At 73.4% G+C, this 14,980-nt stretch carries 15 protein-coding genes and 1 pseudogene; 7 read left to right on the forward strand and 9 right to left on the reverse strand.

The window, feature by feature from the left end:
* Window positions 1-35: 35 nt before the first annotated feature.
* Complete coding sequence (locus ACFV9J_RS07240) at window positions 36-1,142, forward strand: lytic polysaccharide monooxygenase (RefSeq protein WP_385351072.1); 1,107 nt, start codon at window positions 36-38, stop codon at window positions 1,140-1,142.
* 123 nt (window positions 1,143-1,265) lie between these two features.
* Window positions 1,266-1,709 carry a luciferase family protein gene (locus tag ACFV9J_RS07245; RefSeq protein ID WP_385351075.1) on the forward strand — a complete coding sequence of 148 codons (444 nt, stop codon included), beginning with the start codon at window positions 1,266-1,268 and terminating at the stop codon, window positions 1,707-1,709.
* On the opposite strand, the gene ACFV9J_RS07250 is transcribed toward ACFV9J_RS07245, so the two are convergent.
* Together ACFV9J_RS07250 and ACFV9J_RS07255 are read right to left on the reverse strand one after the other, a co-directional pair.
* Window positions 1,672-3,273: an MFS transporter gene (locus ACFV9J_RS07250; RefSeq protein ID WP_385351078.1), complete on the reverse strand. Its 1,602-nt coding sequence runs from the start codon at window positions 3,271-3,273 to the stop codon at window positions 1,672-1,674. The two genes, ACFV9J_RS07245 and ACFV9J_RS07250, sit on opposite strands and share 38 nt — an antisense overlap.
* Window positions 3,274-3,345: 72 nt before the next feature.
* Window positions 3,346-3,819 (reverse strand): MarR family winged helix-turn-helix transcriptional regulator, encoded by a 474-nt coding sequence (locus ACFV9J_RS07255; RefSeq protein WP_385351081.1) that lies wholly within the window; start codon window positions 3,817-3,819, stop codon window positions 3,346-3,348.
* 137 nt (window positions 3,820-3,956) lie between these two features.
* On the opposite strand from ACFV9J_RS07255, the gene ACFV9J_RS07260 reads away from it, so the two are divergent.
* Window positions 3,957-4,325 carry a DUF779 domain-containing protein gene (locus ACFV9J_RS07260; protein WP_385351083.1) on the forward strand — a complete coding sequence of 123 codons (369 nt, stop codon included), beginning with the start codon at window positions 3,957-3,959 and terminating at the stop codon, window positions 4,323-4,325.
* A gap of 28 nt (window positions 4,326-4,353) precedes the next feature.
* On the opposite strand, the gene ACFV9J_RS07265 is transcribed toward ACFV9J_RS07260, so the two are convergent.
* Complete coding sequence (locus ACFV9J_RS07265; RefSeq protein WP_385351086.1) at window positions 4,354-4,923, reverse strand: TetR/AcrR family transcriptional regulator; 570 nt, start codon at window positions 4,921-4,923, stop codon at window positions 4,354-4,356.
* A gap of 100 nt (window positions 4,924-5,023) precedes the next feature.
* On the opposite strand from ACFV9J_RS07265, the gene ACFV9J_RS07270 reads away from it, so the two are divergent.
* Window positions 5,024-6,520, forward strand: a complete 1,497-nt coding sequence (locus tag ACFV9J_RS07270; RefSeq protein WP_385351089.1) for an MDR family MFS transporter — start codon at window positions 5,024-5,026, stop codon at window positions 6,518-6,520.
* On the opposite strand, the gene ACFV9J_RS07275 is transcribed toward ACFV9J_RS07270, so the two are convergent.
* The 6 genes and pseudogenes from ACFV9J_RS07275 to ACFV9J_RS07300 form a co-directional block, all read right to left on the reverse strand.
* A complete protein-coding gene (locus ACFV9J_RS07275; RefSeq protein ID WP_003977636.1) occupies window positions 6,510-6,704 on the reverse strand; it encodes a hypothetical protein in 195 nt (64 codons plus the stop codon). The genes ACFV9J_RS07270 and ACFV9J_RS07275 overlap by 11 nt on opposite strands.
* Window positions 6,705-6,819: 115 nt before the next feature.
* A pseudogene (locus tag ACFV9J_RS07280) lies at window positions 6,820-7,685 on the reverse strand (phosphatidylinositol-specific phospholipase C/glycerophosphodiester phosphodiesterase family protein).
* 129 nt (window positions 7,686-7,814) lie between these two features.
* Entirely contained in the window at window positions 7,815-8,903 is a 1,089-nt protein-coding gene (locus ACFV9J_RS07285; RefSeq protein WP_385351092.1) for an acyl-CoA dehydrogenase family protein, read from the reverse strand.
* Window positions 8,900-10,081 carry an acyl-CoA dehydrogenase family protein gene (locus ACFV9J_RS07290; protein WP_385351095.1) on the reverse strand — a complete coding sequence of 394 codons (1,182 nt, stop codon included), beginning with the start codon at window positions 10,079-10,081 and terminating at the stop codon, window positions 8,900-8,902. Before ACFV9J_RS07290 ends, ACFV9J_RS07285 begins: the two co-directional genes overlap by 4 nt.
* Complete coding sequence (locus ACFV9J_RS07295; RefSeq protein ID WP_385351097.1) at window positions 10,078-11,127, reverse strand: NADPH:quinone oxidoreductase family protein; 1,050 nt, start codon at window positions 11,125-11,127, stop codon at window positions 10,078-10,080. The genes ACFV9J_RS07290 and ACFV9J_RS07295 overlap by 4 nt, the downstream gene beginning before the upstream one ends.
* Before the next feature lie 119 nt (window positions 11,128-11,246).
* Window positions 11,247-11,822, reverse strand: coding sequence for a helix-turn-helix domain-containing protein (locus ACFV9J_RS07300; RefSeq protein ID WP_385351100.1), 576 nt, complete (start codon window positions 11,820-11,822; stop codon window positions 11,247-11,249).
* Between the two features lie 77 nt (window positions 11,823-11,899).
* Between ACFV9J_RS07300 and ACFV9J_RS07305 the strand changes: the two genes are divergently transcribed.
* From ACFV9J_RS07305 to ACFV9J_RS07315, 3 genes are all read left to right on the forward strand, one after another.
* On the forward strand, window positions 11,900-12,892 hold the full coding sequence (locus ACFV9J_RS07305; protein ID WP_385351102.1) for an NAD(P)/FAD-dependent oxidoreductase: 993 nt from the start codon (window positions 11,900-11,902) through the stop codon (window positions 12,890-12,892).
* Window positions 12,893-12,982: 90 nt separating this feature from the next.
* Entirely contained in the window at window positions 12,983-14,521 is a 1,539-nt protein-coding gene (locus ACFV9J_RS07310) for an ATP-dependent DNA ligase (protein ID WP_385351105.1), read from the forward strand.
* Window positions 14,518-14,979: an NUDIX domain-containing protein gene (locus tag ACFV9J_RS07315; RefSeq protein WP_385351107.1), complete on the forward strand. Its 462-nt coding sequence runs from the start codon at window positions 14,518-14,520 to the stop codon at window positions 14,977-14,979. Before ACFV9J_RS07310 ends, ACFV9J_RS07315 begins: the two co-directional genes overlap by 4 nt.
* Window position 14,980: the final 1 nt, after the last annotated feature.

A 14,980-nucleotide genomic window follows, 5' to 3' on the forward strand; every position in this document is an offset into this window, starting at 1 on the left:
TCAGCCCACTCACGGACCGGAACCAGGAGACCCCTATGGTTCGACGCACCAGACTCCTCACCCTCGCGGCGGTACTGGCCACCCTGCTCGGCTCGCTCGGCGTGACCCTTCTGCTCGGGCAGGGGCGGGCCGAGGCGCACGGCGTGGCGATGATGCCCGGCTCCCGCACCTACCTGTGCCAGCTGGACGCCAAGACCGGCACCGGCGCCCTCGACCCGACGAACCCCGCCTGTCAGGCCGCCCTCGACCAGAGCGGGGCGACGGCCCTGTACAACTGGTTCGCCGTGCTCGACTCCAACGCGGGCGGCCGCGGCGCCGGTTACGTGCCGGACGGCACCCTGTGCAGTGCCGGCGACCGTTCCCCGTACGACTTCTCCGCCTACAACGCCGCCCGCTCGGACTGGCCGCGCACGCACCTGACGTCGGGTGCGACGATCCCGGTGCAGTACAGCAACTGGGCAGCCCACCCGGGTGACTTCCGGGTGTACCTGACCAAGCCGGGCTGGTCGCCCACATCCGAGCTGGGCTGGGACGACCTGGAACTGATCCAGACGGTGACCGACCCGCCCCAGCAGGGCTCGCCGGGCACCGACGGGGGCCACTACTACTGGGACCTCGCGCTGCCCTCGGGCCGCTCGGGCAACGCGCTGATCTTCATGCAGTGGGTGCGTTCGGACAGCCAGGAGAACTTCTTCTCCTGCTCGGACGTCGTCTTCGACGGCGGCAACGGAGAGGTCACCGGCATCCGCGGTTCCGGCAGCACCCCGGACCCGGATCCGACCCCGACCCCGACCCCGACCCCGACGGACCCGACCACCCCGCCCACGCACACCGGCTCCTGCATGGCGGTGTACTCGGTGGAGAACTCCTGGAGCGGCGGCTTCCAGGGCTCGGTCGAGGTGATGAACCACGGCACCGAGCCGCTGAACGGCTGGGCCGTGCAGTGGCAGCCGGGCGGCGGGACCACGCTCGGCGGGGTGTGGAACGGTTCGCTGACCAGCGGCACCGACGGTACGGTCACGGTCCGGAACGTGGACCACAACCGCGTCGTACCACCGGACGGGAGCGTGACCTTCGGCTTCACCGCCACGTCGACGGGCAATGACTTCCCGGTCGACTCGATCGGCTGCGTGGCACCCTGACGCAGGCCCGGCACACGTCGGACACGGTCGGCGGGGCCCCGGCAGGCTCCCGCCGACCTCACGTGCCGGTTACAAATCGCTCAACCTCTGGTTGCGAAGCGGTGAGCGGGCGACGATAGGGCCATGACTCCGGCCCAGCGCGCCTTCGAGCGGCTGCAAGCCTGGCCCGACCTCTCGCCGGGCCCGGCCAGTTGCGGAACCGGACGGGCACTGTGCTCCGTCCGCGACGAGATCGTCCACTTCCACTCGGACCGGGACGTGGACCTCCACCTCACCCACCGGGCCATCCAGCGCTTCCAGTACGACCTGGGCGCCTCCACCGCCATCCGTCTGGTGCCCGGCTCCCGTTGGGTGACCGTGCACCTGGACTGCGACGCGGACGTGGATCTGCTGTTGAGCCTGGTGAGCATCGCCCTGAAGGCCCATCAGTCCCGGCCCCCGGCCGACCTCGCCCCGGGTCCACCGGGGCCGACGGCGCTGTCGGCGCTGTCGGCGCTGTCGGCGCCGCCGGGGTGCAACTTCCACCGGGTCACGGTGCTTCCGCGTGCCGCGGCCGGGGAGGCCTGAGTCCGGCCGCCGCCAGGGCGGCACCGAGCACGCAGAGGACGCCGGTGACGACCACGGCCACGTGCACGCCGTTCATGAACGCCTGCCCGCTGCCCTCCACCACGGCGGCCCGCAGCCCGGCCGGCATCTCGCCGGAGACGGGCGCCACGCCCATGGCCACGGCGTCCCGGGCCTCCTGGAGACCGTGGGCCACGGCCGGGGGCACGCCCGCGCCGGTCAGCTCACCGGTGAGGGTGGCGCCCACCTTGGCGCTGATCAGGGAGACCAGCACGGACGTGCCGAGCGCGCCGCCGATCTGCAGGGTCGTCGCCTGGAGACCGCCCGCCACCCCGCCGTCCCGGACGGGGGCGTTGCCCACGATGGCGTCGGAGGAGGCGGCCATCACCATGCCGACGCCGAGGCCCAGCGCGATGAACGGCGGCCACATCGTCGCGTAGGCGGAGTCGGTCTGCCAGGTGAGCATGCCGAAGCAGGAGGCGGCCTGCAGCAGCATGCCCAGCGGCATGGTCAGCCGGGGCCCGAAGCGCTGGGTCAGGGCCGCGCCCAGCGGCGAGGCGACCAGCGAGGCGAGGCTGAGCGGGAGCGTGCGCACGCCCGCCTCGACCGGCGTAAAGCCGCGCACGTTCTGCAGGTAGAGCATGACGAAGAAGATCACGCCGAGCATCACGAAGAAGTTCAGCGCGGTGACGATCGCGCCGATGGTCAGCGCGCGGCTGCGGAACAGGCGCATCGGCAGCAGCGGGTGCTCCACCCGGGTCTCGTACCGGCCGAACACGAGCAGGAGCAGAAGACCGGCGGCTACCGCGCCGAGGGTGCCGGCGGAGGTCCAGCCCCAGGTCTCGCCCTTGACGACGCCGAAGACGACGGCCAGGAGGCCGAGGGCGAGCAGGACGAGCCCGGGTATGTCGAAGCGCTCGCGGCCCGCGGCGTTGCGGCTCTCCGGGAGGACGAGGGCGCCGAAGGCGATGGCGGCGACGCCGATGGGGGCGTTGACGTAGAAGACGGACTCCCAGTCGACGTGCTCCACGAGGAGGCCGCCGACGATGGGCCCGAGGGCCGTGGCGACGGCGGAGACCATGGCCCAGATACCGACGGCCATGCCGAACTTCTTGGGCGGGAACACGGAGCGGAGCAGTCCGAGGGTGTTGGGCATCAGCAGTCCGCCGAAGGCGCCTTGGAGGGCGCGGAAGGCGACGACGCCCTCGATCGAACCGGCCAGGCCGATGGCGACCGAGGCGAGGGTGAAGCCGGCGACGCCCACCAGGTAGTAGGTGCGGCGGCCGAAGCGGTCACCGAGCTTGCCGCCCAGGATGAGGGTGGCGGCGAGGGCCAGCAGGTAGGCGTTGGTCACCCACTGGAGCTGGGCGGTGGACGCGTGCAGGTCGCTGCCGATCTCGGGGTTGGCGATGGCGACGACGGAACCGTCGAGCTGGACCATGAACAGGCCGAACGCGACGGCGAGGAGGGTCAGCCACGGGTTGGACCGCAGGCGGCCGGCGGCCCCCGGCGCGGGGGCGGGCTCGGCCGCGGGCATGGCGGGGTGATCCACGGACGTGGAGGGCATGGAGGAGCTTCGCTTCCGGATTCAGGGGTGGTGCGGGAAGGGAACGACGCGCCGCGAGGGCGGGCACACGGCTCAGCGGACGCCGGGGTGGAGGTGCCGCGTCAACGCGTCGAGGGCGTCCAGGGCGGAGCCGAGCGCGCCCTGCTGGCCCTCGGTGAGGGAGGTCAGGGCGTGGCGGATGAACTCGGTCTCCAGTTCCCGCACCTCGGACACTCGCTCACGGGCCGTGGCCGTGAGGTGGAGGTGGGCGACCCGCTTGTCGGCGCTGTCCCGCCGGCGCTCCAGGTCACCCTGCTCGACGAGCTGGGAGACCAGGGCGCTGACGTTGTTCGGCTTCATCAGCAGGGCCTCGGCGGCCTCGCGCACCGTGACGCCCTCGTGCTGCGCGACGTACCGCAGCAGGGCGAGCTGTCCCTCGGGGGGCTTGGGGTGCGGGTACCGGGCGGTGACCTGTCGGTCCAGCGCCCGGTGCAGGCCGGGAAGGCACGCCGCGAGCCCGGAGGCCATGCGGTCGAGGTCCCGGCGAGGGGTGCTGGAGGCGGTCACCCCGAGACAATAGATATGTTCAGATAGGTATGTCAAAAGAGGTTTCTCACCGAGGACGAGGAGGAGGAGGAGGCGAACGGGCCGCCACGGGTGCCGCGCAACGCGCTCGCAACGTTCCCCGTGCTGGCATGTGCGGTATGGGCGACACATACGAGGAGACCCCGCGCGTCGAGCTGACCCCCGAGGCGTCCGCACTGCTGCGGCGGCTCCGCGAGGCGCACGGCCCGCTGATGTTCCACCAGTCCGGCGGCTGCTGCGACGGCAGCGCACCCATGTGCTATCCGGCGGGCGAGTTCCGCACCGGCGCCTCGGACATCCTGCTCGGCGAACTGGCCGTCGACGGCGTCGAGGAGCCGGTGGAGTTCTGGATGTCGCGCAGCCAGTACGAGGCGTGGCGCCACACCCGGCTGATCGTCGACGTGGTCCCGGGCCGGGGCAGCGGCTTCTCGCTGGAGGCGCCGGAGGGGGTGCGCTTCCTCATCCGCTCCCGGGTCGTGGACGCCTAGTTCCTGTCCGACGCCTCCCGTTCGGCCGTCAGCGCACCAGGGGCAGGAAGATCGTGTCGACGATCTCCTCGACGACGTCCTCGGGGACCGGCGCGAGGGTCGCGAGGATCTCCTGGCGCAACAGGTCGAAGGGGAGGGACCTGACGCGCCCGGTGAGCCGTTCCGGCCTGGCCTCGCCGCGGGCGACGGCCCGGTCGTAGACCTCGGCGAGCGCGTCAGCGGACTTCCCGCGCGCCGCGTCGAGCAGCTCGCCGGGGTTGGTGCCGGTCTCCTGGCAGTAGCCGGCCAGGTGCGCGTACATGAGGATGACGAGCTGGGCGTTGGCGGTGCCGATCTCCCGCATGAGGGCGAGCACGTCCCCCCGCAGGCTCCCCGTGTCGGGGGTGTCGACGCGGGCTTCCTCCAGGACATGGGCGACGGCTGCCCGGGCCAGCTCGTCGCGGCCCGCCCAGCGCCGGTACAGCACCGGCGGGCTGGTGCCGGCGCGCCTGACGACGCCGTCCATGGTGAACCTGGCGTAGCCGCGCTCGGCGAGTTCGTCCCAGGCCGCGTCCAGGAGTGCCTTCTCCAGTGCCGCTCCGCGGCGCCGCTGCGCCATCCACGCCTCCTCCCAGCGAGAAAGAATTGCCTTTCTTATCCTATCGCCCTACTCTGGCGACCGTAAGAAAGGACGCTCTATCTTAAGGAGGTGGGGGTTCGTGAGCACCCCCCATGGGGCCGCGTCCGCGGCAGCACGTCCCGATCGCGTCGACCCCGCCGTCTGGCGCACCGGGGCCACCCTCGTCGTGGGCGCGCTCGCCGTCGTCTTCGACACCACCGTCGTCAGCGTCGCGCTGGACGACCTGGCGATGGCGTTCGACGCCCCGCTGGCCACGGTCCAGTGGGTGAGCACCGGCTACCTGCTGGCGGTGTTCGTCACCATCCCGCTCGCCGTGTGGGCCCAGGCGCGCTTCGGCGGCCGACGGCTGTGGATCGCGGCGCTGGGCGGTTTCCTGCTCGGCTCGGTGCTGAGCGCGCTGGCGTGGAACGCCACGAGTCTGATCGTCTTCCGTGTCGTCCAGGGCCTCGCGGGCGGCATCATGATGCCGCTCATGGCCACGCTGCTCATGCAGGCGGCCAGGGGCAGCCACCCGGGCAAGGTCATGGCGATCATCACGGTGCCCACCGCGCTGGGCCCGATCCTCGGCCCGGTCCTGGGCGGCCTCATCCTGCATCTGGCCGACTGGCGCTGGATGTTCTTCGTCAACATCCCGTTCTGCGTCGTCGGCGGGTGGCTGGCCCTGCGGAACCTCCCCGACGACCGGCCGGAGCCCGGCGGCCCCCGCGTCCGCCTGGACGTCGTCGGCCTGATCCTGCTCTGCCCGGGCGTCGCCGCCCTGGTCTACGGCCTGTCCCGGGTCGAGGGCGGCGCCGGATCCACCGGCGCCGCGGTCCTCGTGCCGCTGCTCGGCGGACTCGCCCTCGTCGGCGGCTTCACGGCCCGGTCCCTGACCCGCCCCGGCGGCGCCCTGGTCGATCTGCGGCTGTTGCGCCACCGCGCGGTGGCCTCCTCCGCCACCCTGCTCTTCCTGGGCGGCATCGCCCTGTACGGGCCGATGATGCTGCTGCCCCTGTACTTCCAGCAGGTCCGCGGCGAGGACGCCCTCGGCGCCGGGCTCGCGCTCGTGCCGCAGGGTGTGGGGGCACTGCTCGCGCGCGGCCTGGCGGGCAGGTACATGGACCGCGTCGGCCCCCGCCGGGTCGCCGTCGCCGCCTTCGCCCTCGTCGCCGCGGCCACGGTGCCGTTCGCCTTCGTCACCGCCGGCACCGGCGGGACCGTGCTCATGGCCGCGCTGTTCGTCCGCGGCATCGCGCTCGGCGCCGCGATGATCGCGCCGATGGGCGCCGCCTACGTCGGGCTGCGGCACCAGGAGATCCCGGACGCGGGTGTCATCACCCGTGTCGCCCAGCAGATCGGCGGCTCCGTGGGCATCGCCGTGCTCGCCGTCGTCCTGCAGCACACCGCCCTCGGCGCCCACGGCCCGAGCGCCCTGGCCGGCGCCTTCGACCGGGCCTTCTGGTGGTCGGTGGCCCTCACCGCTCTCGCCGTCCCGCTGTGCCTGCTGCTGCCCGGCCGGCCGGAGCCCCCGCCTCCCGCCGGGACGGCGCGGGACGACGCGGCGGCCCCCGCCACCGCCCGCCGCCCTACGGTCTGAGGCTGCCCACGATGTCCGCCGTGGCGGTCAGTCCGCTGTTGATGGTCGGGGCGATGCTCGTGCTCGCCAGGTAGAAGCCGAGCAGCAGACACACCAGGGCGTGCGAGACCTTCAGCCCGCCGTTGCGCAGGAAGAGCACCGCCAGGATGGACAGCAAGAGCACCACAGAGATGGAAACGGCCATCGTCAACCTCCTCCGCCACGTCCACTTCGCGGCGTTCGGCCGTAAGTGTGGCGTAGCGGAGGGTTCGTCCGGGCGGCTGACCTGTCCTCCGAACGAGTGGTGTTGAGACGCTGCCCTACGCGTCCCGGTGCGCGTCGAGGAACGCTTCGAGGCCCCCGAGATCGTCGGTGTTGAGGTGGTCGACACCGGCGGCGAGCAGTTCGGCCCACACGGCGTCCCGCGCCGGCCCCGCCACATCGGGCGTGGCCCAGAAGCGCACCCGCTGCCCGCGCGTGTGTGCCGCGCCCACGATGTCCCGCAGTCTGCGCCGCTCGGCCGCCGGGAAGGTGCCGACGCCCTGCCAGGTGAAGTTGAGCGTCCAGTTGTCGCTGATCAGCGGGACGAACGAGGCCGGTGCCGAGGTGCCGAGGTCGGTGAGGCGGCCGTCGTAGAAGGCGCGGCGGCTGCGCTGGGCCTCCATGGGCGCACGGGCCGCCCGGTCGCCGGAGACGACCGCGGTGACCGCGCCCGGGAAGACCCGCCCGTGGGCATAGGAGGTGAACAGGTGCTTGTAGCGGCGCGCAGTCGGCGGTCGAGTTCGAGGTAGGTCGCCTCACCCTCGGTCTTGATGTCGATCAGGAGTTGCAGGGAGCCGCGGTCCCGTCGGTAGACCCGGCCGTGCTGCGCGCGGACGCGGGCGGCGAGCGGGTCGAGGTAGAGCGACTCCAGGGTGCGGGTCGGGTCGAGGTCCTCGGGGTCGTGGGCGACCAGGAGTTGGCCGCCGACCAGGTAGACGTCGGCCTCGACGCTGCCGAAGCGGTGGTCGAGGGCGTCGAGGAGGGGCCGGGGGTGCTCGTAGTCGTTGTGGGCGTGCGCACGCCACAGCGGGCGCGGACCGTGCCCGCCCTGTGACGCCAGCGCGGGGCCGGCGGGCAGGGCGACCGCGCCCGCGAGGGCGGCGCCGAGGGTGGTGAGGGCTCTGCGTCGGGTGGTGAGGGCCATGCTCTGCCTCCCTGGAAGTGCCGTACGGGACGCCTGTGAGTATGGGGTCCCGACGGCCCCAGGGAGCAGAGCCGTGCGGTGAGTTGGCCGGACCGCCGCCGGTCGTTCACCTCACCGCGGCCAGGTGCGTCAGGGAGCCCGCAGGTCGACCAGTTCGGCCAGCGCCGCGCGGTGGGTGCCCGCCGCTCCGTAGGCGATCGAGTCGGCCTTGGCCCGCTTGAGGTACAGGTGGACCGGGTGTTCCCACGTCATGCCGATACCGCCGTGCAGTTGCAGCGCCTCCTCGGCGGCGTGCACGGCGACCTGGGCCGCGTACGCCTGGGCCACGGCAACGGCCACGTCGGTGTCCGCGCCGGCCGCCAGGGCGTCGGCCGCGTTCCGGGCCGCGGCTCGCAGGCCCGCCACCTCCAGCCACAGCCGGGCCAGCCGGTGCTTGAGCGCCTGGAAGCCGCCGACCTGGCGGTTGAACTGCTTGCGTTCCTTGAGGTAGCGGACCGTCTCGGTCAGCAACCACTCGGCGAGGCCCAGCTGTTCGGCGGCGAGCAGCCCGGCACCGGTCCGCAGGGCACGGCGTACGGCCGGTTCCGCGTCGCCGAGACGACGCCCCGGGGCACCGTCCAGGGTCACGCGCGCCAGCGGCCGGGTGGAGTCGAGCGACACCTGCCCGGTGACCGCGGCGTCGGCGGCGCCGACCGCGTACAGGCCCCCGTCGTCCGCGGGCACGAGCAGCACGTCGGCGACGGACGCGTCGGCGATGCCGGTCAACTCCCCGTGCAGCGCGCCCGCTTCGAGGCGCGCCCGCGGGACGGCGCCGCCCGGTGCGACGTGCAGCCCGACGGCGAGCACGGCGACGGTGGTGGCGGACGCCAGCTCGCCGAGCAGGTCGTCGGCCCCGCAGGCCAGCAGCGCCTCGGTGGCGACGACGGCGCTCGTCAGGTACGGCACCGGTGCGACCGCGCGGCCCAGTTCCTCCAGGACCACGGCGGCTTCGCGGTGGGTGGCGCCCTGCCCGCCCAGTTCCTCCGGGATCAGCAGGCCCGCGAGGCCCATCGAGTCGGCGAGGGCCTTCCACAGCGGCACGTCGTGGCGGGCGGCCGACTCGGTGCGGGTGATGACGCCCGCCGGGTCGCAGTGGTCGGTGAGCAGGTCCCGGACGGCGGCGCGCAGCGCCTCTTCCTCCTCCGAGAGGAGCAGGGCGGGTTCCGGCTGTGCGCTCATCGGGCGAGGTCCTTCCATGCGACGTCCTTGTCGGTGCGCGGCTCGGCGGGCAGGCCGAGGACGCGCTCGGCGACGATGTTCAGCAGGACCTCGCTGGTCCCGCCCTCGATGCTGTTGCCCTTGGAGCGCAGGTAGCGGTATCCGGCGTCGCGGCCGGTGAAGTCGACCAGTTCGGGGCGGCGCATGGTCCAGTCGTCGTAGAGCAGGCCGTCCGCGCCGAGGAGTTCCACCTCCAGGCCGCTGATCTCCTGGTTGAGCCGGGCGAAGTTCAGCTTCATGCCGGCGCCCTCGGGTCCGGGCTGACCGGCCGCCAGTTGCTGGCGCAGGCGTACGCCGGTGAGGCGGGCGACCTCGGCCTCGACCCACAGGCCGAGCAGCCGCTGGTGCAGGTCGTGGGTGCGCAGTTCGGGGCGTTCCCGCCAGGTCTCGGCGATCTTGCCGATCATGCCGCCCTCGCGGGGGATCGGCGTGCCGCCGATGGCGACGCGTTCGTTGTTCAGCGTGGTCTGCGCGACCCGCCAGCCGTCGCCGACCTCGCCGAGGCGGCGGGAGTCGGGGATGCGGACGTCGGTGAGGAACACCTCGTTGAACTCGGCCTCGCCGGTGATCTGGCGCAGCGGCCGCACCTCGACCCCGGGGTCGGTCATGTCGCACACGAAGTACGTGATGCCCCGGTGTTTGGGCACGTCCGGGTCGGTACGGGCGATGAGGATGGCCCAGCGGGCGAGGTGCGCGCTGGACGTCCACACCTTCTGCCCGCTCACCGCCCAGTCCTCGCCGTCCCGTACCGCGCGCGTGCCGAGGGCGGCCAGGTCGGATCCGGCGCCCGGCTCGCTGAAGAGCTGGCACCAGACCTCCTCGCCGGTCCACAGCGGGCGCAGCAGCCGGCGCTTCTGCTCCTCGGTGCCGTACTGGAGGATGGTCGGGGCGGCCATGCCGAGGCCGATGCCGATGCGCCGCGGGTCGTTGTCGGGGGCCCCTTCCGCCGCCAACTCCGCGTCCACGACGGCCTGGAGGGCACGCGGGGCGCCGAGGCCGCCGAGGCCCTTCGGGTAGTGCACCCAGGCGAGTCCCGCGTCGAAGCGGGCGCGCAGGAAGTCCAGGCGTCCGGTGGTCGCCGGCGGGTGGGCGGCCAGCAACTCCTGGGTACGGCGGCGCAGTTCCGCTGCGTCGGTCATGCGGCGGCTCCCTTCTCCGTGGCCTGCGTGTGCGTGGTCTGCGTGTTCGTGGTCTGCGTGTTCGTGGTCTGCGGTGTCTGCGGTACTGCCTTCTCGGGTACGACGGCCACCCGGCCGGTCGTCCTGCCGTCGGCGACGCGCTGCACGGCGTCCGCCGCCCCGTCGAGCGGGACGCGCTCGCTCACCAGCGGCTTGACGGCGCCCTGTGCGGCCAGTTCGGTGAGCCGCTCGTGGCAGTGCCGGACCAGCTTCGGGTTCTTGGTGTTGTACAGGCCCCAGTGCAGGCCGAGGATCGTGTAGTTCTTCACCAGCGCGTGGTTCAGCGCCGGGCTGGGGATCGTGCCGCTCGCGAAGCCGACGACGACGATCCGGCCCTCGAAGGCGACGGCCTTGGCGGACTGGGCGTAGGCCTGGCCGCCCACCGGGTCGTAGATCACGTCGGCGCCCCGGCCGCCGGTGGCCTCCTTCACGGCCGCGACGACGTCCTCGGCATGCCGGTCGACGACCGCGTCGCAGCCCAGTTCGCGGGCGACGGCCGCCTTCTGAGGACCGCCGACGACGCCGACGACGGTGGCGCCGGCCGCCTTGCCAAGCTGCACGGCGGCGCTGCCGACGCCGCCCGCGGCGGCGTGGACGAGCAGGGTCTCGCCGGCTTCCAGCCGGGCCCGGCGGTGCAGGCCGAACCAGCCGGTCTGGTAGCCGATGTGCAGGGCGGCCGCCTCGGCGTCGTCAAGGGAGTCCGGTGCGGGCAGCAGGGCGCGGGCGTCGGCGAGGGCGTACTCGGCGAAGCCGCCGTGCGGCAGCGCGGGGTTGGCGATGACGCGGCGCCCGTCCTCGGTCTCGCCGCAGATCTCCACGCCCGGCGTGAACGGCAGCGGCGGCCGGATCTGGTACTGCCCGCGGCACAGCAGGGCGTCCGGGAAGTTGATGTTCGCGGCGCGGACCCTCAGCAGGACCTGACCCTCGCCGGGCGTCGGCGGCGCCACGTCCGCGAGGCGCATCACCTCGCCCGGTTCGCCGTTCTCGTGCACCTGCCATGCCTGCATGCGGGGCCTCCACCGACTGCGTCGTCCGACCGGGTCAACCGCATACTAAGCGGTCGCTTGCCGATCGGGGAACAGGGTGCGGAGTGCGGGGTACAGGGTGCGGGGTGCGGGGTGCGGGGTCATGCCTGCGCGGGCCGCGCCCGTACATGCATCCGCTCCCCCTGCGGGCCGAAGAGGCTGAGGAACTCGGCCGGCCCCTCCCCCGTCGACCCGAACCAGTGCGGCACCCGAGTGTCGAACTCCGCGGCCTCCCCCGCCGACAGCACCACGTCGTGCTCGCCCAGCACGAGCCGCAGCCGTCCCGAGAGGACGTACAGCCACTCGTACCCCTCGTGGGTGCGCGGGTCCGGCTCCTCCCTGCGCTCGGGCTCCAGCACCTTGAACGCCTGGAGCCCGCCCGCCTGGCGGGTGAGCGGCCAGTGGGTACGGCCGTGGCGCACGATGGGCCTGGCGCGCACCCGGGGGTCGCCGACCGGCGGCGCGCCGACCAGTTCGTCCAGCGGCACCTGGTGGGCCTGGGCGATCGGCAGCAGCAGTTCGAGGCTCGGTCTGCGCAGGCCCGACTCCAGCCGCGACAGGGTGCTGACCGAGATGCCGGTCGCCTCGGACAGCGCGGCCAGGGTCACCTCCCGCTCCTTGCGCACCTGGCGGAGCCTCGGCCCGACACCGGCGAGGACATCGTCTGCGGTCGTCATGCTTTTATTGCAGTTCCGGCAAACCTATTTGTCAATCCTGTCGAATCCGAGCGACCTTCTGGGTGGAGGTGGTCACCATGACCCAGAACACGAACCTCAACGATCTGAAGGACCCGAAGGACCCGAAGGACCTGAAGGCACCGTCCGGGACGTACGACGTGGTGGTCGTCGGCGGCGGCGCGGCCGGGCTCTCCGCCGCGCTCGTCCTGGGCCGCTCCCGCCTGCGCACCCTGGTGGTCGACGCCGGTGAGCCGCGCAACGCGCCCTCGGACCACATGCAGGGCTACCTGACCCGGGACGGCATGTCCCCCGCCGAGTTCCTGGCCCTCGGCCGGGAGGAGATCGCCCGCTACGGGGTGGAACTGGTCCGCGACCGCGCGGTGGACGTGTCCAGGGACGGGGACTTCGCGGTGGAGCTGGCCGGCGGGGACACCGTGCACGCCCGCCGGCTGATCGTCACCACCGGTCTCAGGGACGAGCTGCCGGCCGTGCCCGGGGTCGCCGAGCGGTACGGCCGGGACGTGCTGCACTGCCCGTTCTGCCACGGCTGGGAGGTGCGGGACGAACGCTTCGGCGTCCTCGCCACCAGCCCGCTCAGCGTGCACCAGGCCCTCATGGTGTCCGGCTGGTCGGACGACGTGACGCTCTTCCTGCACACGGTCGCCGAGCGGGAGCTGTCCGACGACGACCTGCGGCGGCTCGCCGCGGCCGGGGTCAAGGTGGTGCCCGGCGAGGTGGCCGCCCTGCGGGTCGAGGACGACCGGCTGACCGGGGTGCGGCTGGCGGACGGCACGGCGCACGAGCGCACGGTGGTGTTCGTCGCCCCGAAGGCGGTCCCGCAGACCGGCCTGATGGAACGGCTGGGGGCCCAGCTGCGGGAGACCCCGTTCGGCGCCTACCCCGTGGTGGACCCGACGGGCCGGACCAGCGTGCCGGGCGTGTGGACCGCGGGCAACGCCATGGGCTTCGCCGAGCAGGTCGTCCACGCGGCGAGCGGCGGGTACCGCGCGGCGTCGGCGGTCGTCGGCGACCTGATCATGTCGGACCTGGACGCCGCCATCGCGGAGTGAGGGCACTCCGGAGCACCCGGGAAGGGCGTACCCGGACCCGCGCGGCAGCCGCGGGGTGTACGCCCGCCCGCTGCGGTGCACCATGACTGCATGCTGCTTGCCCGGTTGGCCCAGGTGTCCCGGGAGGTCGCGGCCACGTCGGCGCGGTCCCGGAAGACCGTCCTGCTCGCGGAGCTGTTCCGGGAGGCGGAGGCGGCGGACGTGCCGGTCGTCATCCCGTACCTGGCGGGACGGCTCCCGCAGGGCCGGATCGGCGTCGGTTGGAAGGTGCTGAGCCGCCGCGTCCCGCCCGCGGACGCGCCGACCCTGACCGTACGTGACGTGGACGCGCGTCTCACCCGGCTCGGCGCGGTCTCCGGCGCCGGTTCGCAGGCCGAGCGGGCCCGGCTGGTCGGCGAGCTGATGGGCGCCGCCACGGCGGACGAGCAGCGCTTCCTGACCGGCCTGCTCACCGGGGAGGTCCGCCAGGGCGCCCTGGACGCGGCCGCCGTCGAGGGCCTGGCCGCGGCGACGGACGCTCCCCCGGCGGACGTACGGCGTGCGGTGATGCTCGCGGGGTCGCTCCAGACGGTGGCCGAAGCCCTGCTGGCCGACGGACCCGGCGCCCTCGACCGGTTCCGGCTCACCGTCGGACGGCCCGTGCTGCCGATGCTGGCACACAGCGCGTCCTCGGTCGCCGAGGCGGTCGGCAAGCTGGGCGCCGCCGCGGTGGAGGAGAAGCTGGACGGCATCCGCGTCCAGGTGCACCGGGACGGCGGCACCGTGCGGATCCACACCCGCACCCTGGACGACATCACCGACCGGCTCCCCGAGGTCACCGAGGCGGCTCTGGCACTGCCCGGCGAGCGGTTCATCCTGGACGGCGAGGCGATCTCCCTCGACGCGGACGGCCGCCCCCGCTCCTTCCAGGAGACCGCCGGCCGGGTCGGCTCCCGCACCGACGTGGCCACGGCGGCGCGGGCGGTCCCCGTCTCCGCGGTCTTCTTCGACGCGCTCTCCGTCGACGGCCGCGACCTGCTCGACCTGCCGCTGGCCGAGAGGCACGCGGAGCTGACCCGGCTGGTCCCCGAGCCCCTGCGGGTACGGCGCACCCTGGTGCACGGCCCCGAGGACACCGGGGCGGCGGAGGAGTTCCTCGCCCGGACGCTGGCGCGCGGGCACGAGGGCGTCGTCGTCAAGGGGCTCAACGCCCCCTACAGCGCGGGACGGCGCGGCGCGTCCTGGCTGAAGGTCAAGCCGGTCCACACCCTCGACCTCGTGGTGCTGGCCGCCGAGTGGGGCCACGGCCGCCGCACCGGCAAGCTCTCCAACCTCCACCTGGGCGCCCGCACCGCCGACGGCTCCTTCGCGATGCTCGGCAAGACCTTCAAGGGCATGACCGACGCGCTGCTGACCTGGCAGACCGGGCGCCTGAAGGAGCTGGCCGTCGAGGAGCACGGCTGGGGCGTGACCGTACGCCCCGAGCTCGTCGTCGAGATCGCCTACGACGGCCTGCAGCGGTCCACCCGCTACCCGGCCGGCGTCACCCTCCGCTTCGCACGCGTGGTCCGCTACCGCGAGGACAAGCGCCCCGGGGACGCGGACACCGTGGACACCCTGCTCGCCGCCCACCCCGGGGTGGCCCCGTGAGGCGCAGTGCGGGTCTGCTGCTGCACCGGCGCGCTCCCGGCGGGGAGCTGCAGGTGCTCCTCGGTCACATGGGCGGCCCGTTCTACACCCGCCGGGACGCCGGGGCGTGGACCGTGCCCAAGGGCGAGTACGACTCCGGGGAACCGGCGTGGGAGGCGGCCCGGCGGGAGTTCGAGGAGGAGCTGGGGCTGCCGCCGCCCGAGGGCGGGGCCGTTCCGCTCGGGGAGGTGCGGCAGGCGGGCGGGAAGCTCGTCACGGTCTGGGCGGTCGAGGCCGACCTCGATCCGGCGACCGTGGTCCCCGGCACCTTCACGATGGAGTGGCCGCCGAAGTCGGGACGGACCGAGGAGTTCCCCGAACTGGATCGGGTGGCGTGGTTCGCGCTGGACCGGGCCCGCGAAGTGATCGTGAAGGCGCAGGCCGCGTTTCTCGACCGCCTGGCGGAGCACTCGCACTGAC

It is taken from the genome of Streptomyces sp. NPDC059906 (assembly GCF_042730645.1).
Lineage (GTDB): Bacteria > Actinomycetota > Actinomycetes > Streptomycetales > Streptomycetaceae > Streptomyces > Streptomyces rubrogriseus.

Bases quoted from the DNA above. Each gene is read 5' to 3' on its own strand.
- ACFV9J_RS07240 (WP_385351072.1), top strand. From the start codon at position 36: ATGGTTCGACGCACCAGACTCCTCACCCTCGCGGCGGTACTGGCCACC.
- ACFV9J_RS07245 (WP_385351075.1), top strand. From the start codon at position 1,266: ATGACTCCGGCCCAGCGCGCCTTCGAGCGGCTGCAAGCCTGGCCCGAC.
- ACFV9J_RS07250 (WP_385351078.1), bottom strand. From the start codon at position 3,273: ATGCCCTCCACGTCCGTGGATCACCCCGCCATGCCCGCGGCCGAGCCC.
- ACFV9J_RS07260 (WP_385351083.1), top strand. From the start codon at position 3,957: ATGGGCGACACATACGAGGAGACCCCGCGCGTCGAGCTGACCCCCGAG.
- ACFV9J_RS07265 (WP_385351086.1), bottom strand. From the start codon at position 4,923: ATGGCGCAGCGGCGCCGCGGAGCGGCACTGGAGAAGGCACTCCTGGAC.
- ACFV9J_RS07275 (WP_003977636.1), bottom strand. From the start codon at position 6,704: ATGGCCGTTTCCATCTCTGTGGTGCTCTTGCTGTCCATCCTGGCGGTG.
- ACFV9J_RS07285 (WP_385351092.1), bottom strand. From the start codon at position 8,903: ATGAGCGCACAGCCGGAACCCGCCCTGCTCCTCTCGGAGGAGGAAGAG.
- ACFV9J_RS07290 (WP_385351095.1), bottom strand. From the start codon at position 10,081: ATGACCGACGCAGCGGAACTGCGCCGCCGTACCCAGGAGTTGCTGGCC.
- ACFV9J_RS07295 (WP_385351097.1), bottom strand. From the start codon at position 11,127: ATGCAGGCATGGCAGGTGCACGAGAACGGCGAACCGGGCGAGGTGATG.
- ACFV9J_RS07300 (WP_385351100.1), bottom strand. From the start codon at position 11,822: ATGACGACCGCAGACGATGTCCTCGCCGGTGTCGGGCCGAGGCTCCGC.
- ACFV9J_RS07305 (WP_385351102.1), top strand. From the start codon at position 11,900: ATGACCCAGAACACGAACCTCAACGATCTGAAGGACCCGAAGGACCCG.
- ACFV9J_RS07310 (WP_385351105.1), top strand. From the start codon at position 12,983: ATGCTGCTTGCCCGGTTGGCCCAGGTGTCCCGGGAGGTCGCGGCCACG.